This window comes from Acinetobacter sp. neg1 (assembly GCF_000788125.1).
Classification (GTDB): domain Bacteria; phylum Pseudomonadota; class Gammaproteobacteria; order Pseudomonadales; family Moraxellaceae; genus Acinetobacter; species Acinetobacter vivianii.
Window position 1 is genome coordinate 146,211 of sequence record NZ_JSZD01000016.1, and the last position, 24,511, is coordinate 170,721.

Annotated in this window: 22 protein-coding genes; 18 read left to right on the plus strand and 4 right to left on the minus strand. The window is 44.1% G+C overall.

The genetic code is table 11. From position 1 onward, the window contains the following. Positions 1-111 precede the first annotated feature (111 nt). Complete coding sequence (locus PJ15_RS12820) at positions 112-618, plus strand: hypothetical protein (protein ID WP_047431420.1); 507 nt, start codon at positions 112-114, stop codon at positions 616-618. Positions 619-882: 264 nt separating this feature from the next. Continuing rightward, positions 883-2,175, plus strand: a complete 1,293-nt coding sequence (locus PJ15_RS12825; protein ID WP_047431421.1) for an MFS transporter — start codon at positions 883-885, stop codon at positions 2,173-2,175. Between the two features lie 27 nt (positions 2,176-2,202). On the opposite strand, the gene PJ15_RS12830 is transcribed toward PJ15_RS12825, so the two are convergent. Next, entirely contained in the window at positions 2,203-3,621 is a 1,419-nt protein-coding gene (locus tag PJ15_RS12830; protein WP_047431424.1) for a phosphate--AMP phosphotransferase, read from the minus strand. Positions 3,622-3,828: 207 nt separating this feature from the next. On the opposite strand from PJ15_RS12830, the gene PJ15_RS12835 reads away from it, so the two are divergent. From PJ15_RS12835 to PJ15_RS12865, 7 genes are all read left to right on the plus strand, one after another. Further along, complete coding sequence (locus PJ15_RS12835) at positions 3,829-4,536, plus strand: FFLEELY motif protein (RefSeq protein ID WP_200045940.1); 708 nt, start codon at positions 3,829-3,831, stop codon at positions 4,534-4,536. A gap of 211 nt (positions 4,537-4,747) precedes the next feature. After that, positions 4,748-5,689 carry a bifunctional demethylmenaquinone methyltransferase/2-methoxy-6-polyprenyl-1,4-benzoquinol methylase UbiE gene (ubiE, locus tag PJ15_RS12840; RefSeq protein WP_004774123.1) on the plus strand — a complete coding sequence of 314 codons (942 nt, stop codon included), beginning with the start codon at positions 4,748-4,750 and terminating at the stop codon, positions 5,687-5,689. A 10-nt stretch (positions 5,690-5,699) separates the two neighbouring features. Beyond that, positions 5,700-6,374 (plus strand): SCP2 domain-containing protein, encoded by a 675-nt coding sequence (locus PJ15_RS12845; protein WP_004774122.1) that lies wholly within the window; start codon positions 5,700-5,702, stop codon positions 6,372-6,374. Between the two features lie 18 nt (positions 6,375-6,392). Beyond that, a complete protein-coding gene (locus PJ15_RS12850) occupies positions 6,393-8,012 on the plus strand; it encodes an ABC1 kinase family protein (RefSeq protein WP_047431431.1) in 1,620 nt (539 codons plus the stop codon). 263 nt (positions 8,013-8,275) lie between these two features. Beyond that, positions 8,276-8,875 (plus strand): cytochrome b, encoded by a 600-nt coding sequence (locus PJ15_RS12855; protein WP_047431434.1) that lies wholly within the window; start codon positions 8,276-8,278, stop codon positions 8,873-8,875. 108 nt (positions 8,876-8,983) lie between these two features. Further along, the gene (locus PJ15_RS12860; RefSeq protein ID WP_047431437.1) at positions 8,984-10,300 is read left to right on the plus strand and encodes an FAD-dependent oxidoreductase; all 1,317 of its coding nucleotides are present in this window, start codon (positions 8,984-8,986) and stop codon (positions 10,298-10,300) included. A 12-nt stretch (positions 10,301-10,312) separates the two neighbouring features. Further along, positions 10,313-10,699 carry a VOC family protein gene (locus PJ15_RS12865; protein ID WP_047431440.1) on the plus strand — a complete coding sequence of 129 codons (387 nt, stop codon included), beginning with the start codon at positions 10,313-10,315 and terminating at the stop codon, positions 10,697-10,699. A 1-nt stretch (position 10,700) separates the two neighbouring features. Here PJ15_RS12865 and PJ15_RS12870 read toward each other — a convergent pair whose 3' ends face one another. Next, positions 10,701-10,967 carry a hypothetical protein gene (locus tag PJ15_RS12870; protein ID WP_004774117.1) on the minus strand — a complete coding sequence of 89 codons (267 nt, stop codon included), beginning with the start codon at positions 10,965-10,967 and terminating at the stop codon, positions 10,701-10,703. Positions 10,968-11,182: 215 nt separating this feature from the next. On the opposite strand from PJ15_RS12870, the gene hisIE reads away from it, so the two are divergent. From hisIE to PJ15_RS12915, 9 genes are all read left to right on the plus strand, one after another. Next, entirely contained in the window at positions 11,183-11,950 is a 768-nt protein-coding gene (gene hisIE / locus PJ15_RS12875) for a bifunctional phosphoribosyl-AMP cyclohydrolase/phosphoribosyl-ATP diphosphatase HisIE (protein WP_047431443.1), read from the plus strand. Between the two features lie 9 nt (positions 11,951-11,959). Further along, the gene (locus PJ15_RS12880) at positions 11,960-13,462 is read left to right on the plus strand and encodes a UvrD-helicase domain-containing protein (protein WP_004774114.1); all 1,503 of its coding nucleotides are present in this window, start codon (positions 11,960-11,962) and stop codon (positions 13,460-13,462) included. A 24-nt stretch (positions 13,463-13,486) separates the two neighbouring features. Beyond that, positions 13,487-14,869, plus strand: a complete 1,383-nt coding sequence (locus tag PJ15_RS12885) for an ATP-binding protein (RefSeq protein ID WP_047431446.1) — start codon at positions 13,487-13,489, stop codon at positions 14,867-14,869. Between the two features lie 250 nt (positions 14,870-15,119). Further along, complete coding sequence (locus PJ15_RS12890; RefSeq protein ID WP_005255459.1) at positions 15,120-17,972, plus strand: monovalent cation/H+ antiporter subunit A; 2,853 nt, start codon at positions 15,120-15,122, stop codon at positions 17,970-17,972. Next, positions 17,965-18,333 (plus strand): Na+/H+ antiporter subunit C, encoded by a 369-nt coding sequence (locus PJ15_RS12895; RefSeq protein ID WP_004774108.1) that lies wholly within the window; start codon positions 17,965-17,967, stop codon positions 18,331-18,333. The genes PJ15_RS12890 and PJ15_RS12895 overlap by 8 nt, the downstream gene beginning before the upstream one ends. Further along, the gene (locus PJ15_RS12900; RefSeq protein ID WP_047431449.1) at positions 18,333-20,144 is read left to right on the plus strand and encodes a monovalent cation/H+ antiporter subunit D; all 1,812 of its coding nucleotides are present in this window, start codon (positions 18,333-18,335) and stop codon (positions 20,142-20,144) included. The genes PJ15_RS12895 and PJ15_RS12900 overlap by 1 nt, the downstream gene beginning before the upstream one ends. Further along, entirely contained in the window at positions 20,144-20,674 is a 531-nt protein-coding gene (locus tag PJ15_RS12905; RefSeq protein WP_004774105.1) for a Na+/H+ antiporter subunit E, read from the plus strand. Before PJ15_RS12900 ends, PJ15_RS12905 begins: the two co-directional genes overlap by 1 nt. Then, positions 20,671-20,946, plus strand: coding sequence for a monovalent cation/H+ antiporter subunit F (locus PJ15_RS12910; protein ID WP_004774102.1), 276 nt, complete (start codon positions 20,671-20,673; stop codon positions 20,944-20,946). Before PJ15_RS12905 ends, PJ15_RS12910 begins: the two co-directional genes overlap by 4 nt. Positions 20,947-20,957: 11 nt before the next feature. After that, positions 20,958-21,332, plus strand: a complete 375-nt coding sequence (locus PJ15_RS12915) for a Na+/H+ antiporter subunit G (protein ID WP_004774101.1) — start codon at positions 20,958-20,960, stop codon at positions 21,330-21,332. 54 nt (positions 21,333-21,386) lie between these two features. Here the strand turns inward: PJ15_RS12915 and PJ15_RS12920 are convergent, their stop codons facing one another. Both PJ15_RS12920 and infB read right to left on the minus strand, forming a co-directional pair. Further along, on the minus strand, positions 21,387-21,788 hold the full coding sequence (locus PJ15_RS12920; protein WP_004774100.1) for a ribosome-binding factor A: 402 nt from the start codon (positions 21,786-21,788) through the stop codon (positions 21,387-21,389). Further along, positions 21,788-24,502, minus strand: coding sequence for a translation initiation factor IF-2 (infB, locus tag PJ15_RS12925; RefSeq protein WP_004774098.1), 2,715 nt, complete (start codon positions 24,500-24,502; stop codon positions 21,788-21,790). The genes PJ15_RS12920 and infB overlap by 1 nt, the downstream gene beginning before the upstream one ends. Positions 24,503-24,511: the final 9 nt, after the last annotated feature.

Genomic DNA, 24,511 nt, shown 5'->3' on the forward strand with positions numbered 1-24,511 from the left:
TCATATCATGAAGTCACGTTAAATACACAATCCAACAAAAAAATTGTTTTGAAATTCACCATTCAATACGATTGAATGTACTATCAAGGGATAGACTTTAGGTATAACTTTATGAAAATTGAAAAAATTCCTGATTCCATTGACCCAAGTTTAAACTTGGAACAAATCCGTGACGAATGTTTAGAACTCACTAAAAAACGTGCATATTGGTCCGCAGGTGCAGCAATTGTACCGATTCCATTCTTTGATGTGGTGGTTGATTTGGGCATGCTGACCCAGATTATTCCCGATATTAATGCCCGCTTTGGTTTGGCACCTGAACATATCAGTGTTTACGATCCTGAAACTAAAAAAGTTCACTGGGACGAACTACGTAAGCGCGGATTTGAGTTTTCAGGTTTTGTGGTGGCGCGTACCGCGATGAAAAAGTCGTTTAATGGCTTTTTCACCAAGATTGCCACCAAACAGGTGACTAAATTTATTCCTTTAGGCGGACAACTTGTGGCAGCCAGTCTCGGTTATTTCATGATGCGTAAAATCACTGAAGCGCATGTACAGGATTGCTATAATCTGGCAAAACGTATTCAGCAAAAAAGCCGCAATACCATTGTTGCTTAAATCAAAAATAAGCAGGTATCGATTTAAATACCTGCTTTTTATTGGTTTGGTCAGGTGAAATGAAAAACTGAAAATTGCCCCTATTACTCGACCAAATTCATGTGTTATTTACTTCACACCTCAAGGCTCCTGTTTACATCACACCAACACATCCATAAAAAAACACCACAATTACGTTAATATTCACTTAATTTTTTAAGCTTTCATAAAGATTGTATTTTTAATCTCCACATCTCGATGATAATTAGATGATGGAGCGTCGTTGTGCAAACTAGCCAATCACCTTCTCGTGTCCGTGCAATTTTTAACGTGACCAGCGGGAACTTCCTTGAACAATACGACTTCTTCCTTTTCGGTCTCTATGCACAGGCGATAGGCGAGACTTTCTTCCATTCCGATAGCAGTTATGCCGCACTGATGAAAACCTTTTTGGTGTTTGCTGTCAGTTTTCTGATGCGCCCGATTGGTGCGCTGGTACTTGGCCCTTATGTTGACCGGATCGGTCGCCGTAAAGGTCTAATGGTGACCTTGAGCATTATGGCTTTTGGTTCTTTAATCATTGCATTTACGCCAAGCTATGCCAGTATCGGCTTTGCAGCCACAGTCCTTATTTTCGCGGGTCGGCTTGCGCAAGGTTTCTCTGCTGGCGTTGAACTTGGCGGGGTCTCGGTTTATTTGGCAGAAATTGCCGAGCCACATAACCGTGGTTTTATCACCAGTTGGCAATCGGCGAGTCAGCAAGTCGCGGTGATCTTCGCTGCTGTGTTGGGCTATCTCGTCAGTGTCATTTTCACCAAAGCTCAGGTTGATGCATGGGCATGGCGCATTCCCTTCTTTGTCGGTTGTGCCATCATTCCATTTATCTTCTGGCTACGTAAGTCATTGGCTGAAACAGAAGCCTTTGCCTCGCGTAAAGAACATCCAAGCACTCGACAAATTCTCAGTACTTTGGCGGCCAACTGGAAAATTGTGCTGGCAGGTGTCTGTATGGTCGCCACCACGACGACAATGTTCTACTTTATTACTGTCTACACACCGACTTACGGTAAAGAAGTACTCCATTTAACCCGCACCGAAAGCTTAATCGCCACCATTATGGTTGGACTGAGTAACTTTATTCTGTTACCGATTGGCGGACATCTTTCTGACAAATTTGGTCGAAAACCACTGTTAATCACCACAACCTTGTTGATCTTTATCAGTGCTTATCCACTACTGACTTGGCTGACCCATACCATTAGCCTGTCGCATATGTTGATGGTGCTGTTGTGGTTCTCTTTGCTGTATAGCTTCTACAACGGCGCGCTGGTGGTTTCACTAGCGGAAATGATGCCGAGTTCAGTCCGCATTGCCGGTTTCTCCGTGGCTTATAGCTTTGCCACTTCGATTTTTGGTGGACTCACACCGATGATTGCAACCTATCTGGTACAAACCTCTGGCAATAAGAGCATGCCTGCTTTCTGGCTAATGTTCGCCGCAATCACCAGCTTAATCGCGACACTGATCGTATTCCGACAGCATCGCAGTTATAGCGCCCAACTGGCGAGTAACAATTAATTTAATTGAACTTAGCTGTAAGGCGGATTAGTCCGCCTTCAGTTGTTGCAAAATTGCTTTTAAAACCTGAATCCGTGCTGAATATTTATCATCCGTCGCAATTACATACCACGGTGCATAATCGGTATCGGTTCGTTCAAACATATCCGCTGCTGCCTTGAGATAATCATCCCATTTCTCGCGATTACGCCAGTCTTCTTCTGTGATTTTAAAACGTTTATGTGGTGTTTGTTCACGTGCCTTGAATCGGAGCGCCTGCTCGTCTTTACTAATTGCCAGCCAGATTTTGACAATCACTGTCTGGCTATCCACCAGGTTTTCTTCAAAACGATTAATTTCACTATAGGCGCGTTGCCATTCTACTGTAGAGGCAAAACCCTCAATGCGCTCAACCAACACCCGTCCATACCAGGTCCGGTCAAAAATGGTAATCTTGCCGCTATCATTTAATCTATTCCAGAAACGCCATAAATAAGGTCGGCGCAACTCATAACGTTCGGGTGCTGCAATGGTATGGATTTCATATTCTCTCGGATCGAGTTTTTTGACGATGCGTTTGATTGCCCCGCCCTTACCTGCTGCATCCATCCCTTCAAAGCAGATCACCACTTTGCGCTCATCAAACCGTAGCTTATCCGCCACTTTTTTGGTTAGTTTACTCAGTTCTTCTTTATAATCTTCTTTTTCCAGATTGGCTTGCTCTGGTTCCAATAGGCGCTGTGGAGTTTTTGCCTGTTGCCACTTCTGGGTCACTTTAGTCTGGTGTTCTGGCAACTCTTGCAAGGTTTGCAGAAGATATTGTGCGAAACATTGATCACGCAACTTTTCATCTTCGCCATCAATAATAAACCAGTCATCGGTAAAGCGTTGACTCAAGCCCTGCAGGGTATCGTATTGTTTTTTATTCCGCCAATCCAGACCGTGTAATTTATGCCAGCGTTGTTCCGAAGCATCGATTTGGTCCAAGCGCTTTTGTAGCGATTTCCACGATAAATCAAACCAGACTTTGACAATATGTACATGATTATTTTGCAAATCATGTTCAAAAGCCCGCATTTGTTCAATATAGGCATCAAACAGATTTTCATCTAGTGGCTTGGAGACATGCATCGCAGTGGTGAGCAAATCGCTATACCAGTTACCAAACATCACCACGATTTGCCCTTCAGCAGGAATAAAACGGGTGTAAGACTGCCAAAAAGGCTGGTTATTAGTTAAAAATTGCGGTGCGTCGGCCTTGACTCGTAAATAACGAGGATCTAGCCATTCACGTAACTGTTTCACGGCCTCACCTTTACCGGCCAACTCAATACCACTCACCAGAACCAGAACACTTTTTGCATTTTTCTTATCACGACTTTCTTTTAATGCATATTGCGCCTCAATCAGCTCTAAAGAGAGTTCATCTTCGTCACGTAATTCAAATGTGGGTTGTTGTTTACTCATGTGCTGCTCTAACTGGCTCATTATTAAAATTAAAATTGCTATTGTTCAAACTATAAATGTTCGCAGAAAAACCCGTGTACAGTTTATGTTGACTGTACCGACACGGCCATAGTGACTAATTATTAAGCATTTAAAGTTTATGCTGTCATGGTTCTCCGCTATGATGATGCCTATGATTTTATCGTTTTATTTTCTTTGAGTTCGAACATGTCAAAACTCGCTGCATTTGATCAACTTTTATTACAATATCAATCTTTGAATTACCACCAGAATCCAGCGATTGCGCAGAGATTGCATGAAGTACAGGCATGGATGAAAGCACGTATTGCCGAGACGCATGCAGAGTTCTTTGCCGAACCCAAGAACCAGCTTATGGCAGCGTACTTTTTAAATCGCTTATATGGTGGGCCAGACTTTGATGCAATGGCGCAACAAATCGAACGTCTACTCAAATATGCACATAAGGCCGAAAGCCTTCTCCCGGAAAATGCGATTAAAACAGGTACTAAATCAGTGAGCTTAGCGGTACTTGCAACACGACTCGATGAGCAAGTTGCCCAGCAACTGTTAGAAGATTATCCCCTCGAAACACCTTTAACGGATGAGATCATGCGCCAGACCTTGATTAAACTCGATCAGGGCGAAGCGCGTTATGAACAACTCCAGCTTCTTGATGAATTAGGCGTGACGCTTGATAAATATATGCGTTCAACCATGATGTATGCTGCCTTTAAAATGTGCAAAGGCATCGCACATAAATACCAGTTTGATGGCATGTATGAGTTTATTCAGGAAGGTTTCGCTGCAATGAAACCCATGAAATCTGCGGCAACCTTTATCAAAACCTTCAGTGAAAAAGAGCGTGAAATTATTGATAAAGTTCATGCAGGACATCCAAATCCATTCCGTGACTAGGATAAGTCTGCTTCTATTTCAGCCACGCACATGATGGCTGAAATAGAAAAATGAGTCTTTTCAAATCTTAAGAAAAATTAAAACCCTTTTGAGAAAGTGACTTTCTGTATATTATTCATATCAATTACATGCGAAACCCTGTAAAAAGATACAAAATCTGTCATCATGCTTGCTGATTCGTGCCGCTAGAGCGAAAGTTTAGGAGAAAACAATGTCTAACGAAAACCAACAGCCTACCCCAGAAGTTGAGCAAAACCCAAGTTCAGACAAAGTCAGCCCTTTCTTAAACACGCCACTTCCACAAGGCACACCACAAGGTCAGCAACAGTCTTTACAACAAGATGCAGCGCCGACCTCAACAGGTTCAATCCCAAAATATAATTTGCCGCGCGGTGCCAATACAGGCAACGTTGGTGCAACCACACACTTCGGTTATCAAACCGTGAGTAGTGATGATAAGGCACAAAAAGTTGCCGAAGTGTTCCATTCCGTTGCCAGCAAATACGACATCATGAATGACTTGATGTCATTTGGTATTCACCGTCTATGGAAACGCTTTGCGATTAATATGTCAGGCGTTCGTCGTGGTCAGCACGTACTCGATATCGCTGGCGGTACAGGCGATTTAGCCAAAGTATTCAGTCGTGAAGTTGGGCCGCAGGGTCATGTTGTTTTATCAGACATCAATGAATCAATGTTAAATGTCGGTCGTGATCGTCTGATTGATGCAGGCTGCACCAACGTTGATTTCGTACTTGCCAATGCTGAAACTTTAGAGCCATTTGCAGACAACAGTTTTGATTTAGTCACCATCAGCTTTGGTTTGCGTAATGTGACCGATAAAGATGCTGCGCTACAAGCCATGTATCGCGTGCTTAAGCCAGGCGGGCGCTTATTGATTCTTGAGTTTTCTAAGCCAGTGTTTGAGCCATTCTCAAAACTGTATGACCTTTATTCATTCACAGCATTGCCGATCATGGGCAAACTGGTTGCCAATGACTCGGAAAGCTATAAATATCTGGCTGAATCGATTCGTATGCACCCAGACCAGCGTACCCTGAAAGGAATGATGGAAAATGCAGGCTTCCAAAGCTGTGACTATCACAACTTAACTGGTGGTATTGTTGCAGTTCATCGTGGATTCAAACTTTAAGGTTTAAGATATGTGGTCGATTTTAGCACTCGGTGCAGTCGAACGTATCATTCATCATGTGATTGACCTGGATGCGATTACGCGCATTCAGCTCAATCAGTTACAAGGTCAATTATTACGTGTTGTGATCGATAGCCCACAACTCTCGGTTGATGTGTTTTTTGATGAGAATAGAGTTCGTCTCGAACCGACCGTGACGGGACAAAGTCAAAGCCCTTCTATTTTTGAACAGCGCCCTTTTGATCCTCAACATACCCTCAAGGATGCAACTGCAACCTTACATGTTGAAAATACGGTTGAGCTGGTTAAATTATTGCTCAGCGACATGGATCAGATTGGCAATATTCCATTGCAAGGTGATTATCACTTATTGCAGGATATTCAAAAAATCATGCAGCAAGCAGAGCCAGATCTCGCAGCGCATTTATCCCCGTGGATCGGTCCACAACTGGCACATGAGTTGGGTAAAGTGCAGCTTGCACCGAAACAGTTAAAACGCTCACTACAAAGCCATTTATTTTTTGTTGAAGATGCCTTAAAAGAAGATAGCGGTTTATTTGCCCCACGTTGGCAAATGGATGATCTCAATCGAGAGACCCGCCAACTCAATCAGGAAATTGATCGTCTGGAAGCCAAGCTTCAACAGCTCAATGCCCAATTCAATCCACAAAAGCAACCCACATAAGACTAGGTAAGACTTTATATGATTCCGCATGTTACACGGTTACACGAACTCTGGCGTATCGCAGCACACTATCGCCTTGATACCCTGTTCCCTGCGGAAGAATTACCTGTTAAAGCACGTCATGCATTAAATATCATTAAAATGCACCCAGCGGCTTGGTCAAGTCGTGAAAAGAAGAATCCGCTTAAACTGAAAGAAGCACTTGAAGAAATGGGGCCACTGGCGATTAAGCTGGGACAACTGCTGTCTACACGCCGCGACCTGATTCCACCAGAAGTATTATCGCAGTTGGTGTTATTACAAGATCAAGTCAAGCCCTATGACACCCAACTGGCAAAACAACGGATTCAGGAATCACTTAAAGCAGATGTGACCACCCTGTTCTCTCGCTTTGATGAACAACCGCTTGCTGCCGCTTCGATTGCACAAGTGCATACAGCAGCTTTGCATGATGGTCGCGAAGTCGTAGTGAAGGTCACTCGTCCTGATATTCGCAGTCAAATTTTACAAGACTTTGAAATTTTGGCTTGGTTAGGTGACTGGCTGGAAAATCGTTTGGAAGCAGCCCGTGCCTTGCATCTGACAGAGATCATTCAAGATTATCGTCAGATTATTTTAAATGAGCTTGACCTGAGTCTGGAAGCCGATAATACCCGTCGTATGCGTCACTACTTTACGGGTTCAAGCATGATGTACGTGCCTGAAGTCTATATGGACAGTAAAGACGTAATGGTAGCGGAACGTATTACTGGCGTGCCGATCTCTGACATCGCGACCTTTGACCGTTTAGGCATGGATCGTGCGGATCTGGCAGAAAAAGGCCTGACCATTTTCTTCACCCAAGTGTTCCGAGATAATTTTTTCCATGCAGATATGCATCCGGGAAATGTCTTTGTCGAGACCATTAACCCAAGCAATCCACGCTTTATTGCGCTGGACTGTGCCATCATGGGTGAACTGTCCAAACATGACCAGATGACGGTTGCACGTATGTTGCTTGCCGTAATGAACAGCAACTTTATGCAATTGATTCAAATCGTGCATCAGGCAGGCTGGATTCCACCGGGTACGGATCAGGATGCATTATCGCGTGAAATGCGCCGTACTGTTGGGCCAATGGTTTCAAAACCGATGGATCAACTGGATTTTGCAGGTATCCTGATTCAGGTCATGGATATTGCCCGTCGTTTCCATCTGGAAATTCCACCACAACTCATGCTACTGCTCAAGACACTGGTGCATGTGGAAGGTTTGGGTACTGATCTTTATCCGCAACTGGATATCTGGAAACTGGCAAAACCGATTCTGACCGAATGGGTGAAAGCCAATATGAATCCCGTCAAGAATGTCAAAGAGCTAGGACAGCAAATCCCAGATCTGTTACTTGGCGCGCAAGACATTCCAAGCCTGTTGATCGATAGTCTGAATGGATTAAAAAACCAGTCCGCATGGCATGACAAGCAACTCCGTGAAATCCAGCACATGCGTTTGCAAATGCAGCAACAGCAACGTCGTAGCTGGATGTTTGGCAGCACTATGCTGATTTTGCTGACCATTGCCATTATCACACCGTGGTTTATTTCCATTGTATTGATTGCACTGAGTAGCCTGTTGGCGCTTTGGCGTATTGCAAAATAAATTCTGCTTTAAATCAAACAAAGGCTGTATCGATAGATATAGCCTTTCTTTTTGTCCTCAAATTCATTTTTTCTTAAAACCCAGCAAAAACGCAGCCAATTTTCAATTTAAAAATCATTTCAGGAAAATTTTATATTGAACTTAGGCCATCCTTGCCTGAGTCCTTTTCCTGTTTTGTGAAGTAGATGATTATTTTTTGCTGATTGCTCATCGAAGTTACAACTAAGGCAATCAAATTAAAAAATAGATGAAAGGATGCAAATTTGAGTTTAAGGAATAGCGCAGAGAATTATGGCACAATTGCAAAATGGCTACACTGGACCACAGCATTGCTATTTTTATGTGCCTATTGCAGTGTTTATTACCGCCATTGGTTTACCGAAAAAGGTACAGCTGAAAACTGGACTGCTTTACAACTGCATCTTTCTGTCGGCGTAAGTATTGCAGTGCTTGTCATCCTTCGCGTGATCTGGCGTCTCAGCAATCCACAACCGAAGTTAGAACCTGCCAGCCCGCTCATGACTTTTGCAGCGCATGCAGGGCATTGTGCCTTATATGCCATTATGATCATTGCACCATTAACAGGTTATTTAGGTACCAGTGTAAATACGGAATTCTTTTTCCTGTTTGAGATTCCCCAGTTTGAGCATACAGCCCTGTTCCAAAGCTGGATTTCACAAGGCCTGGGCTTAACCTTTGAAGAATTTGAGCAACCAATTGATTTTATTCATAAGCAAATTCTTGGACAATGGCTGATCTGGATGTTGATCCTTGGGCATGCAGGTGCAGCGCTGTATCACCACTTTATCAAAAAAGACCGCACCCTCCTCAAAATGACCACTGGGCAAGATCAACCTAAATAAACCCATCCATTATTTAAAAAAGCGCTTAGATTTTCATTTTTAAAAAGTCGTGCAGATCAGTTAAGATCATCACTGAATGCTCCAATAAAGACTTTAAAAGAATAAGCAATGAAAACTCCACACTTTGCGATTGTCGGTGCAGGTACTGCTGGACTTGCCACAGCCATTTTACTTGCACGTGCAGGCAATCAAGTCACGCTATTTGAACAGGTTGATGAACTTTCCCCTGTGGGTGCAGGTTTACTTTTACAACCCGCAGGTTTAGCCGTATTTGAACATCTAGGTGTACTTGAATCTGCACTAAAATTAGGCGCGAGAGTCACAGGATTAGAAGGTCAGCTTGCAGATAAACGACTGTTGGTAAATAGTCATTATCGTGAGGCGGGCAGCAATCTGTATGGACTCGGCATTCATCGTGCAACTTTATGTCACGTTCTTACTCAAAAACTGGCTGAATATTCTAGTCATGTCACTTGGCGGATGAGTCACTCGATCGACCAGATTCAGGAAAGTGCGCATGCAGTTCGGCTATTCGGTACGTATCAGCAACAGAAATTTGATGAACATTTTGATGCGGTACTGATTGCCAATGGTGCACGTAGCCAGTTACGCCCTAAAGCATGGGTAAAAGTTGATCAGGCTTATCCGTGGGGTGCGGCGTGGAGTATCGTGCCAGAATGCCCAAACTTAAATCCTGAAATTTTGCATCAATTTTATGACCGCTCAAAAATCATGATGGGTGTGCTGCCTACAGGTGCAATCCCGACCGCTCCACAGCAACGCCTTTCTAGCGTGTTCTGGAGTTTGCCTACCCCGCAACTGGGCGCTTTCCTAAAAGATGAATCGGCGAAACAACAATGGTTAAAGCAAGTCGGCGATCGTTGGCCTGAGGTTGCAGAATGGCTCAAACAGCTTTTGACGAATGAACAGAATCAACCCCAATGGCTTTCCGCTCAATATCGTGATGTGGTGATGTCACAATTTGGACAAGGTCGAATCGGTGTGATCGGTGATGCTGCCCATGCCATGAGTCCACAACTGGGACAAGGTGCCAATATGGCTTTACTGGATGCATGGGCCTTTTCTCAATCTTTACAGGCTGCAACCCATCATCAGCAAACTGACTGGCCGATGCTCTGGCAACACTACCATCAACATCGACGTTCTTCGACTCAGTTCTACCAGTTTCTCAGCCGATTATTAACGCCATTGTATCAATCCGATCATTGGTGGGCGGGCGGCATACGCGATCTGACTTTCCCATGGATGTATCAAATTCCCTACTTCCGTAAAGAAATGGCTATCACCATTTCAGGTCTAAAAACTGGACTATTTCAGCAACTGGATTATCAGCAAGTGGCACATTATGCTGGATCAAACCATGCATTGAAAAATACCAATGCATCTGTCCCGGAATATGAATGAGCACAGTGAAATATGAAAATTAGTCATCTAGATCATTTGGTTCTGACCGTTGCCAATATTGAGACAACTTGTAAGTTCTATCAATCAGCCCTGAATTTTGAAGTCATTCATTTCAGTGAAAACCGCAAGGCACTACAATTCGGCACTCAAAAAATTAACCTGCATCAAGCAGGCAAAGAGTTTGAACCTAAAGCATTTCGACCGACCGCAGGTTCAGCCGATTTATGTTTTATTGCGGAAACACCACTCAATGAAGTGATTGCACACCTTCAGGCACAGCAGATTGAAATCATTGAAGGTCCTGTGCAAAGAACAGGTGCGATGGGAAAAATCCTTTCGATTTATTTTCGTGATCCAGATCAGAATTTGATTGAAATCTCAAACGATCAACAATTTTAGGTTATTGATAATCTATTGGGATATTTTGCAATTGTGCGTCAATATTCCAATGATTCGGCTTATTCTTTAGTTCCCACCAATTTGCACCTGTATTTAACCATTTTGTACGCTGAACTTTTACGGATTCTTTTGTGCAATCCTCATAACCAAACTCTGTACCACAGCAAGCACAAATAATAAAGTTAGGTGTACTCCCATCCTCACCCCATGGGGCTTCAGATTGGATAAGTCCGCACACTCGACAAGCTAAATTTTCGTTATTCTTCAATACTGAATACCTCTAAATTTAATTCACATCCTATTCATACCAGTTGAAAAAGTATTTAATTTAAATAAATGAGTTAACTACTATTTATAACGTTATAAACTTCTACCTATTAATCTAATGCAAAAATCACATAACTTATTTTTTACCCCACAAGCATAGCCAACCCCAGCCACAAACGCTACACTAGCTGCTTTCCACCCAATGGATTTTCACTCATGTCAAACTGGTTAGATGAAGTTAAATTTGATTCCAATGGTCTTGTTCCTGCCATTGCACAACATCATCAAACTGGTCGAGTGTTAATGGTTGCGTGGATGAATCGTGAGGCTTTGCAACTCACTGCTGAAAAAAATCAGGCGGTGTATTACTCGCGTTCACGTCAAAAGTTGTGGCACAAAGGCGAAGAGTCTGGGCACTTTCAAACCGTGCATGAAATTCGTCTCGATTGCGATGCCGATGTCATTATTCTACAAATTGAACAGCATGGTGGCATTGCCTGTCATACGGGTCGTGAATCTTGCTTCTATCGCAAGCTCACCCCACAAGGTTGGGAAATCGTAGATGCCCAACTCAAAGATCCGACAGTGATTTACGGCGCATCTGCAAAAGTTGAAGCACATGATCACGTTCAAAGTGAACAGGTTGATGTGCTTGCTTATCTCGGGCGTTTGATGCAAGAACGCAAAAATGCCAAAGCAGATAACTCTTATGTTGCCAGCCTGTACAAAAAAGGCATCAATAAAATTTTAGAAAAAGTCGGTGAGGAAAGTGTCGAAAGCATTATCGCTGCCAAAGATTATGCAGTACATGCCTCACTAGAAAATAAACACGATCTGGTTTATGAGGTCGCTGATCTCTGGTTCCACAGTATTGTCATGCTGGGTTATTTCGACCTTGATCCGCAAGTGGTACTGGATGAGCTAGCACGTCGCCAAGGTTTGTCTGGTTTAGTTGAAAAAGCGAACCGTAGTAAAGAAGCGTAAATAGAGCCTGTGTCAAATATAGAAAAACCAAAAGCCACCTATGAGCAAGCCATTGCCATAGACAATGCCCGTTTAGGTCAATCTTTTAAAGTGATTGCGTATGCTGGCACAGGTAAAACTACTACCTTGCAAATGATCAGTGATGCTATGCCCGAACGGCGTGGTATGTATCTGGCCTTTAACAAGGCGATTGCTTCAGAAGCACAGAATAAATTTCATGGCAACGTAAACTGTCGTACCTTCCACTCACTGGCATTTCGCAGTGTTCCACGTGGAGTCACCGACAAATTACGTTTGCCCCGTCTCAGCCCAAGTTTTATTGCCAAAGAGTATCGCTTAGAGCCGATTACTCTACGTCGCTTAATGGGCGGACGTTATGAAAAATATGTATTGATGCCCAGCCGTCTAGCCAGTCTGGTGGCCAATGCGGTGAGCTACTTTTGCTCGACCAGTTCCCAATACCCTGCCCCACGTCATATTCAGGCACCGAGCTGGTTACATCTGGATGATATTGAAGCCTTACAGCAGCACCTTTACCCTGCTGTAGAACGCCGTTGGCTGGAATCGATTGATCCGAATCATCAGGCTGGAATCGGGCATGATATTTACCTGAAACTATGGGCCTTATCAGAACCGAATATTCCTGCAGATTATGTGCTGTTCGATGAAGCACAGGATGCAGATCCATTGATGCTGGGCATTTTACTGCGTCAAAAAAGTACCCAAGTGATTTATGTTGGTGATGCGCATCAGCAAATCTATGCATGGCGTGGTGCAATCAATGCCATGCAACAAATGCCTTTACCTGAAAGTCGGCTCACCACCTCTTTCCGTTTTGGTGAAGCGATTGCTGATGTTGCCAATAGCTTGCTCGGTGCATTGAATGAAACCGTTCCTCTACTCGGCAATCCAAATGTAAAATCAAGTGTGGTGAATAAACCGCACACCAAAATGCGTGATGCCATCCTCTGCCGTACCAATGCCCGCGCGATGGAGTTACTGCTTTCTGGTCTGGTGCATGGTGATAAAGTCAGCCTGCAAGCCGATCATCAAAAACTGAGCCGCTTTGTCGATGCCGCAAGTTTGCTTAAACAAGGTAAACGGATTACCGATGTGCCTGAACTGGCTTGGTTCAACTCATGGCATGATGTGCATGAATATTGTGAAACCAATGATGGTAGCGATATAAAACCTTTAGTGAAGCTGGTTGATGATCACGGAACTGAACCGCTGAAAAAAGCATTGGCAAAAATTACGCCGATTGAACAGGCGGATTATGTCATTTCAACTGCACACAAAGCCAAAGGTCTGGAATGGAATCGGGTTCATATCGAAGACGACTACCAATTTAAAATAAATGGAATGGAACATAAAATTACAGATGAAGAGTTAAGACTACTTTACGTGGCCTGCACGCGTGCTAAAGTAAGTTTAAATATTCATCATTTATACGACTTAATACAACAATTAAAACAGCGGGCGCCCTCAAGTCTTCGTCAGTCAGCAGGTTAAAGCGCTCATGATTGAGGTCAGCTTATGCAACTTGAATCGGTTCTATTTAAACACATCGGGATGTTTCGGGATTTAAAACTCGATTTCTATCCTGAACAACATCCCATTACCTTGATTCTGGGTGATCAGGCCACTGGTAAAAGCACGATTCTAAAAAATATCTACCAAAGCCTGACCTGGTTTTCTGCACGCTATAAAGATATACGCACCGCTGGGGTCGTGATTGCCGATCAGGATATTCTGTTAAATAGACTACAAGCCAAAATCCAGATTCATGTCCGCATGAGCAGTGAGCTGAATGGCGCTTTGCCTGAAAGTAGTAATGCACAGGCCGGAGATACACAAACCTGCATGTGGAAATTGTACAAAACCTTCAATGCACAAGGTGTTGGCATCAGTCAGGTGGAAACCCAGCAACTCGACCAACTAGTAACGCTGTACCAGAAAACCAATCAGCAGGATCCTCTACTCGGCTTGCCATTGATCGCCTATTATCCCGCTGAACGCTTTGTACAAGATATTAATTTACAAAGTAAAAATACGCCGGGGACTTTGCAGGAAATTGCCGCCTATGATCTGACTGCAATTCCTTACACCACTTTTGCGCGGTTTTTTGAATGGTTGCGTGAAATCAGCGATGTGGAAAATGCGCATTCGGCTCACATTGTCAGACGTTTAATGGGCAACGATTTTAATCAGCAAAACCAGTCAGAAATTTTGCAAGAATTGCAGCAGGAACTGGTCAATCATCCTAAACAGCTGTCTGCACCGAATTTGTATGCCTTGAAAAGCAGTCTGCAAACTGTTTTTCCCGAACTGAATGATATTTACATTCAATATGTTCCTAAACTTCAGTTAATGGTGCGCTATCAGGAAAAGACGCTGCCATTTCAACTACTGTCTGCTTCCATGAAAGCATGGATTGCGTTGGTGGGAGATATTAGCCGACGATTGTGTTTATTGAATCAGCATTGTTTTAATCCCTGTCTGGAAGGTGAAGGCATTTTACTGATTGATCAGATTGATCATCAGCTCGACCAGCATATGTGTGCTGAAATTCTGGCGCGCTTACATGAAGCCTTCCCTCGCCTGCAAATTATTAGCACAGGCAACCGTGATGCTTTGCTGGAGCATGCTGCGCAATACCAATGCCTGAAACTGGATCAAAAAGGCGTTTATGAAATCGATCTGGAAGCATCCCAACAGCAACTTTCTGCCTTGTATCAAGAGTTAGCGCAAGCGGAAGAAATGAGCTTAATCGAACAACAAAATTTGCTGCAAGCTGATCCTTTATCGAACAAAGTGGATGATTTATTTCATCAGATTCAGGGTCTAAATGAACAAGAAAAGAGCGATTTAATCAACTTGCTCAAGATAGATGACACCCCTCAGGAGAGCCCACTTTAATCGATTGCCCGAACTGGATAATTCTGTGGTTTAAAACAAAAAGTGTTGTTATTTTCATGTAATAACATCAGATTTTTATTGATGTTTTGTAGTAAAATAAATCTCATTTTTTATTTTCAAGTTGTGCAATACAACTTGCTGCCTCCGTTAACTTGATTGGGCTTCAAGATTTAAAGTTTTTGGTATTCTCTTTGAGTGCCTGTAAGTCTTGAAAAAAATTCACCCTTAGGTCTCGACCTAAATCATCGACATGGATACCAGTGTGCTACCGATTATTATCCTATTACCGCTCATACTCGGCACCACCCTTGTCTCACAATTGCAACGTATTTCACGGGGCGTGACGGCACTTGGGGCGATTGGCATCAGCCTTAGCTGTTTTATTTTACTTCTTACTCAGGCAGAAACGGTTCTTCAGGGCAATACCCTGCAACAAAGCTGGGACTGGCTTCCGCAGCTTGGAATCAATCTTAGTTTTCGCCTAGATGCATTAGGTTTATTGTTTGGTCTGCTGATTAGCGGTATCGGCACACTCATTTATATTTATGCCTATTATTATCTCAGCCCGAAGAACTCGCTCAGTAAACTCTATCAATTATTAATGCTGTTTATGGCAGCAATGCTCGGGATTTCGCTCTCCAACAACCTGATCCTGTTATTGGTGTTTTGGGAGTTAACCAGTATTTCCTCTTTCCTGCTGGTTGGTTACTGGAGTCAGTATGATGCTGCCCAGCGTGGTGCCCGTATGGCTCTTACGATCACAGGAATGGGTGGTTTGGCAATGCTGGGGGGCTTTGTCTTACTGGGTCAGATCACAGGCACCTATCAAATTGATCAACTGGTGCTGATGAAAGATACCATTCAGCAACATGAGCTTTTTGTTCCGACCTTACTGCTGATTTTACTTGGGGCTTTCACCAAAAGTGCACAGTTCCCGTTTCACTTCTGGTTACCCAATGCCATGGCGGCGCCCACGCCTGTTTCGGCCTACCTGCATTCGGCAACAATGGTTAAGGCAGGGATTTTCCTGCTGGCACGTTTAGCGCCTATTTTTATTGGTGCTGCGCTATACCACAACATCGTTACTTTTGTCGGTTTATTCACTTTGTGTATGGCCGCAGGTTTTGCGATTTTCAAAGAAGATCTCAAAGGACTACTGGCTTATTCGACCATTAGTCATTTAGGTTTGATTGTTTGCTTACTCGGTATCGGTTCACCGCTCGCAGTTGCTGCGGCAGTATTCCACATCATTAACCATGCCACCTTTAAAGCGGCATTGTTCATGATTGCAGGGATTATCGACCATGAAACGGGTACACGTGATTTACGTAAGCTGAGTGGCGTCTGGCAACTGCTTCCATTCACTGCCACCTTGACCATGATCACCGCTGCATCTATGGCAGGCGTTCCACTGACCAATGGTTTCATCTCCAAAGAGATGTTCTTTACTGAATTACTGGCAAATCTATCTGGCCCAGTCATGGTGATCTCAGCGATCGTTGCGACCTTGGCAGGTATTTTTGCGGTGAGTTATTCGATTCGTCTGGTTCACGGTGTCTTCTTCGATGGCCCACTTGGTAAACAGGTTCCAAATAAAGATGCGCATGAACCACCATTAGGCATGCGCTTACCTGCAATCATTCTTGCGACTTTATGTATCTTGGTCGGTATCCTCCCTGCCCTACTCGCTGGCACGCTCGTGAATAGCGTAACACGTGCAAGTTTGGCTCAACCTGAATTTGAAGGTGTGCATCTTGCGATTTGGCATGGGATTAATGCACCGTTGCTAATGAGTGTGATTGCCTTGATTGGTGGGGCATTGTTCTATTTCGCACTAGCGAAAGACGGACGCATTCGCAAGATTGATCTTGATCCTCATTTGGGTAAATTTCAGGGCAGAGTCCTATTCGATCTATTCCTGAAACATTTACTGCTCAGCAGTCGCCGCATGAAGCAGACCACCGAAAATGGTTCTCTGCAAAGCTATCTGCTCTGGATCGTCCTCTTTAGTATTGTCATGGTGGCACTGCCGCTGTTGAATCAGGGACTCACCACAGGTACACGAGAGCTGACACATGCACCGTGGGTGGCTATCGTTTTATGGCTCACATTGTTCTCTGGTTGCTGGATGATGCTTTGGTTCCATCATGAACGAATCAAAGCGGTTCTAATCAGTGGTGCGGTTGGTTTAGTGGTGACCATGGTTTTCGTGACCATGTCTGCACCTGACCTTGCATTAACCCAAATTACCGTAGACGTTGTTACGACGGTTTTACTGTTAATGAGTCTGTCGTTATTACCGCAACTGACGCCATATGAATCAAGTCGTTCACGTCGCTGGAGAGATGCAAGTCTGGCAATCGCAGGCGGTTTAGGGATTGGCTGGATTGCATGGTTGTTACTGACACGTGACCATAATTCAATTTCATGGTTCTTCATGCAACAGGCGATTCCACTTGGCGGTGGATCAAATGTCGTCAACGTTATCCTCGTGGACTTCCGTGGATTCGATACCTTCGGTGAAATCACCGTATTGGGCATCGCGGCAATTGGTGCGCTGTGCTTGATGGATGGCATGCGTGCGCATGGCACGACTATGACACAAGGTCTGACTTATCGTTTTAACCCATCTCCACTGATGTTACGTATTACTGCGTCATGGATCTTGCCACTTGCACTTGTAGTCAGTGTGTATATTTTCATGCGCGGTCATAACCTTCCAGGTGGTGGCTTCATTGCGGGCTTAATTACCTCAATGGCCTTGGTGATCCAGTACATCGTGCTGGGACAAGACCAGACTGAACAGATGATCAAAGCCAAATCTGGACGTCTTTATGAATTGTGGATTGGTTCAGGTTTAACCATTGCAGGCTTAACTGGTATTGCAGCTTGGTTCTGGGCGCGTCCATTCCTCACCAGTGCACATATTTATGTGGAAGCACCTTTACTCGGAAAAATGCACCTTGCATCGGCTGTTGCCTTTGATACTGGTGTCTATATTACCGTTGTAGGGGCTGCCATGTTATTGATCTCGGTCTTGGGGGACTCACGTCACTCCAGTATGTCAGGCCCGATCCCAAGTGGAGATAAAGAAAATGGTTAGTATTGAATTTTTACTCGCTTCAGGGATTGGTTTATTAACGGCAACAGGTATTTATTTAATTCTACGTGCCAGAACGTTTCCTGTTGTGCTTGGCCTTGCCATGATTGGTTATGCGGTCAACCTGTTCCTGTTCGCAATGGGGCGCTTGCAAATTAACGCCCCTGCTGTTTTGACACAAGCCACCAAAGTCACCGATCCATTGCCACAGGCACTGGTCTTGACGGCTATTGTCATTGGCTTTGCAACCACAGCATTTATTGTGCAACTTGCCTTACGCAGCCGTTATGAATCAGGTACTGATCATGTCGACTCCAAAGAAGAACCTACCTTGACTTATGACCCACGTGAGGATGAGCCATAATGTTTGATTTTTATACTTTCTGGCACGCTCACGCTCCGATTATCAGTATTCTAATTCCGGCTTTTACCAGTTTTATCTTGATTTTACTGGGTAATCCGGGTGCAGGTTCTTTAAAACACGATTGGCGTCAACCTTGGCGTCGCGGTATCAGTCTGGGTTCAGCAATTTTAGGTCTGATCACCGCAATCAGTTACCTCTCGATTGCCAGTACCGGCCAAATCACGGTTTATCAACTCAGTGAATGGTCTGCACCTTTTGGTATTGTTCTGGTTCTCGATCAACTCTCTGCATTTATGCTGGTGCTCACTTATCTTCTTGCCGTACCTGTAATCTGGTTCGCAAGCGATAACTGGGACACGCGTGGACGCTATTTCCATACCATGGTGCATTTCCTGTTGATGGGAATCGCAGGTGCATTCCTCACAGGCGACTTGTTCAACTTATTCGTATTTTTTGAAATCCTGTTGATGGCTTCGTATGTGTTGCTATTACACGGTCAAGGTCGTCCACGTTTTCAACTCGGAATTCACTACGTCACCATTAACTTACTTGCCTCTGCCCTGTTCCTGATCGGTTTAGGGATGATCTATGGCAGTGTAGGTAGCTTAAATATGGCCGATGTCGGTCGTCTTGTACCGACCTTGGATGGTGATCAGCACAAACTTGCAATTGCAGGTGGTTTTTTACTGTTTGTGGTATTTGGTATTAAAGCAGCCATGCTACCTGTCGGCTTCTGGTTACCAAAAACCTATGCCGTTGCCAGTACGCCTGTTGCAGCACTGTTTACCATTATGACCAAAGTCGGCATCTACGCGATTTTACGTGTCAATGGAACCGTGTTTGATGATGCTATGGCACAGAGCATTTTCAAGAATTGCTTATTGGTCATAGGCTTAATTACTTCACTGTATGGTGTGGTTGGCGCAATTGGTGCTGAACGTCTCCGTCGTTTTGTCGGCTTTATGGTGTTGTCATCGATTGGTACCTTGCTGATTGCAATTGCCATGTTCAATACAGCAGCATGGGCTGCGGCACTCTATTATTTGGTACACAGTACCTTAATCGCAGCCGCATTCTATTTATTCTGTGGCTGGATGACATCACAACGTGGTTCTTTCAAAGATCATTTGAAAGTTGCACCTAAAATCAAACAGGAAAAAGCAGCAGCATTTACCTATTTCATCATTGCGTTAATGTTGGCTGGTTTACCACCTTTCAGTGGTTTCTTGGGCAAAGTCTTTATTTTACAAGCCACAGCTGAAACGCCGTATCAAGGCTGGATCATTGCAGTCATCTTGATTGTCAGCTTGCTCAGCATCATCGCGCTGACACGTGTTGGTTTTATTCTGTTCTGGCGCGCAACGCCTCCAGAAGAAGACCAGAAAGAAGCTGCTTATGCCGAATATCAGGCCTTACCTGAAGTTGCACCAAAACGTAATGACAAGGCGATCTACATCCTGCTTGCCAGCTTGATGGCCTATGTGGTTTTTGCTGCGCCAATACAAAGCTATACCACAGCAACTGCTCAGCAAATCCAGAACCATGCATTGTATAACCAGACCATTCTGAAAAATGATGCACAAGGTCGTCCAATCAGTGTTCAGCCTTATGATCCAAGCTATTTACCTGAAACCAAGTATGGTGGTGAAGTAGAAGATCATAATGCCGTATTGATTCCGGATATTATTTCCAAGCCGACCTTACAAGGTGAACATATTTCCGAATATAAACAGCGTCAAATCGCTGGGCAGGTTTTAGAAGCACCAACCATTCCAAATAACACGCAGTTAAAACCAATGGAGGATCACTAATGCAAAAATCATCTTTGCTTGACCGTTGGTTCCCACATCCATTTGTGTCTGTTTTGATTTTCCTGAGCTGGCTAATGCTGGCTCATAGTCTGGATGCAACTGATATTTTAATTGCCGTGATTCTGGCAGTCGGGATTGCACGTTTAGTGAGTCCATTTATTGCCAGAACACCACATATTCACTGGACACCTGCCATTAAACTAGTTTTTGTGGTGCTTTGGGATATCGTGATCTCTAATTTCCGTGTTGCTAAAATGGTGCTCGGACCAATGGACCAGTTGCATCCTAAATGGTATCGCGTTCCATTGGACACCGAGCACGAACAAGTGAATACCTTACTGGCAATGATCATCACCACCACTCCGGGTACAGTTTCGGCGGGTATTGATCAGGAACGTGGTGATATTCTGGTGCATGCGCTCAGTACCGATAATGCCGAGCTAGATATTCAGGACATCAAAAAGCGCTATGAAATGCCTTTAATCGAAATCTTTGACGTGAAGATTACAGCAGAAGGAGCAACTAAATGACTATTTTACCTTATGCATTGGGTATTGGTTTAATTGCGATTACCATCTCCATGTTCATGTGTTTGATTCGTCTGATTGTCGGCCCTTCTGTGATTGACCGCTTGCTGGCACTGGATACACTCTTCCTGAATGCCACCTGTTTAATCGTAGTATTGGGCATTTATTGGGTCAGCACCAATTTATTTGAAGGTGCACTTCTGGTGGCGATGCTGGGCTTTGTTTCAACCGCTGCCCTCGCCCGCTATTTCACAACCGGTCACGTGATTGATTAAGGAGCTCCAGCATGCAATTGATTTTTGAGATTATCATTTCATTCTTTGTAGTGTTTGGCGCATTCTTTATGCTGGTCGGTTCGATCGGCATGATCCGCCTGCCAGACTTGTTTATGCGTCTACACGCACCAACCAAATCCAGTACGCTGGGTCTCGGGAGCTTCCTGATCGCTGCAATGATCTTCTCAGCGACACAAGGCCGTTTTGGTTTTGCAGAGCTGCTGATTACTTTATTTGCATTTATCACTGCGCCAGTATCAGCGAATTTGATGGCTCAAGCAGCCATCCACTTACGTTTACGCTCAACCAGTGGTGATGTACCAGAAGCGTTAAATCGTCCACTTCCTTGGCAACGCTACCGTCGTCATCCTTTGAAGAAAGATTAACACTTTTATTCAGCGCATAAAAAAGCCACCCGAAGGTGGCTTTTTTATATCTATTTACTTTTGTTCATCTTGCTCTTGTTCAGGCAGATCTTTAACCGCTTCAGCAATCAGACCAAACATATAGTTACCATAGGCATTGGTCTTGTCGTAATGGAAACGCAATCTTGGCGTAATACGTGTCTTGATACGACGACTCAACTCATGACGCAGGAAACCAGATGCTTTATTCAAGACATCCAAGGTTTCTTTATTTGCAGCTTCACTTTGGTCATCACCAAGTTCACGACCCATTACAGTGACATATACTTCAGCATATCCCATATCTGCACTGACTTTCACGGCTGAGATGGTCACAAGACCACCCAGACGTGGATCTTTAAGCTCCTGACGGATGAGCTCGGACAACTCACGTTGTACCGAATCCGCCATGCGCTTTAAGCGTTGGCTACCCGCCATTAAAGACTCCGTTTAATCAATTGAACATCATACACTTCGATCTTGTCTTGTGCCTTGATGTCTTTATAGCCTTTGACTGCAAGACCACATTCCATACCAGCACGAACTTCTTCAACCACTTCTTTATAGCGACGAAGAGATTCAAGCTCGCCTTGGAACACAACCACGTCATCACGTAATACGCGAATTGGCTTGTTACGGTGTAATACACCTTCAAGTACCATACAGCCTGCTGCTGCACCAAACTTACTTGAGTGGAATACTTCACGCACTTCAGCAACACCCAAGATTGTCTCACGGTGTTCAGGTGCAAGCTTACCGCTCATTGCAGCTTTCACATCGTCAATCAATTGATAGATGATGCTGTAGTAGCGAATATCGATACCATCTTGGTCAGCTTTTTGACGTGCTGTATTGTCGGCACGTACGTTGAAGCCTAACAATACTGCTTCTGAAGATTCAGCCAACGTTACGTCTGACTCGGTGATTGCACCTACGCCAGAACCGATTACACGGACTTTAACTTCATCAGTTGCAAGCTCATCAAGTGCAACATGCAATGCTTCCAAAGTACCGCGTACGTCAGTTTTGAGTACCACGTTAACTGTTGGAACATCTTTTTTGCCCATTGATGCCATGATGTTTTCAAGACGCATCGAGCTTGCGCGCTCAAGACGTTTTTGACGTTCACGGTCTGCACGAGCATCAGCAACTTCACGTGCTTTCTTCTCGTCATTAACCACAAGAACTTCGTCACCCGCCATTGGCGCTTCTGGTAAACCTAAGATTTCTACAGGAATTGATGGACCGGCAGAAGTGATACGTTGACCATTTTCATCTGACATTGCACGTACACGACCATACGATGAACCTGCCAATACAAGGTCACCAATGTTCAATGTACCGTTTTGTACAAGAATCGACGTTACTGCACCACGGCCTTTATCAACACGTGCTTCAATTACAACACCTTGTGCCGCACCTTCAGCAGAAGCTTTAAGCTCCATCAATTCAGATTGAATCAGGATCAAGTCAAGTAAACCATCGATACCTTCACCAGAGTGTGCAGATACTTTAGCGATTGGAACATCACCGCCCCACTCTTCAGGTACGATACCTTTGGTGGTCAATTCGTTTAATACGCGATCTGGATCAGCTGATTCTTTATCCATTTTGTTGATTGCAACAATGATTGGCGTACCAGCAGCACGCGCATGGTCAATTGCTTCAGCTGTTTGTGGCATTACACCATCATCAGCAGCAACAACAAGTACCACGATATCAGTTGCTTTCGCACCACGTGCACGCATAGATGTAAACGCTGCGTGTCCCGGTGTATCTAAGAAAGTAATAATGCCTTTCTCAGTTTCAACATGGTAAGCACCAATGTGCTGAGTAATACCACCCGCTTCGCCCGCTGCCACTTTAGAGCGACGGATACGGTCCAACAATGACGTTTTACCATGGTCAACGTGACCCATGATTGTAACGACTGGTGGACGAGTTGTTTGCTCACCACGTGCTTCTTCAGCTGCAACCAATAAGTTATCTTCTGCTTGTGTATCAGAAACTAATACTGGGTTGTGACCCAATTCTTCAACGACAAGTACAGCGGTATCTTGATCAATCGCTTGGTTCTGAGTAACAAGCTCACCCATTTTCATGAGAGTCTTGATTACTTCACGAACTTTAACAGCCATTTTCTGTGCAAGATCGGCAACAATGATTTTCTCACCGATCTCTACATCATAAACCTGTTTCTTCACAGGCTTTTCAAAACCATGCTTGTTGGCTTGGCTTGTTTTCAAGCCGCGCTTGTGATGGCTCTTGCTAAAGCTTTGTTCAGACTGAGCATCGCCACCACGACCGCCCTTCTTACCACCACGTGGATTTGCAGTCGCGCCACCGCGTTTGATTTCACGGTCTTCCTTATTGAAAGAATCTTCATATGCCTGACCAACAAGACCAGCAGCTAAAGGTGAATCATCAATCACACGAATGGTTGCAGTTGCATCATCATTTGAATATTTTGATGCCATCTGACGCATTTGCTCAAGCGTACGTTGCTGCGCTTCTTCAGCTGCTTTACGACGTACTGCTTCTTCAGTCGCTTTCAACTGAGCAGTTTGCTCTTCACGTGCTTTTTTCTGTTCTGGCGTTTCTGTAGGGCGAACAACCGGTGCTTTAATGACCTTGTCGCTATTACGCTTTTTCACCACAACAGCTGCTTTCGCAGTGGTTTGACCTGAACTATCAGAAGTGTGTGCTGCACGCATTGCTTCTAATGTTGCATTTGCTTTTTGTTCAGCGCTATGACGAGCTTTTTGATCTGCTTCATCACGTACTTTTTGTTCAGCACGTACTTTAGCATCTGCTTCTACACGCGCTTTTGCTTCAGCTGCAAGTAACTCTGGATTTGGCTTAGCAAAAACTTGTTTCTTGCGAACTTCAACATTAATGCTTTTTGCTTTACCTGAAGTACTTGTAACTTTAGCAGTACTCGTTGTTTTACGTTTCAACGCAATCTTTCCTGTGTTACCACTTTCCTGACCATGTACTTTTTTCAAGTGATTGACCAAAGTATCTTGCTGTTCAGTGGTAATAATGTCATCTGCTTTACGCTGTGGTAAGCCTGCTTCGCGAACCTGTTCCAGGAGTTTCTCTACAGGACGTTCTACACTGAGTGCTAACTCTTGAATCGACTTGTCCGTCATCTATTATCT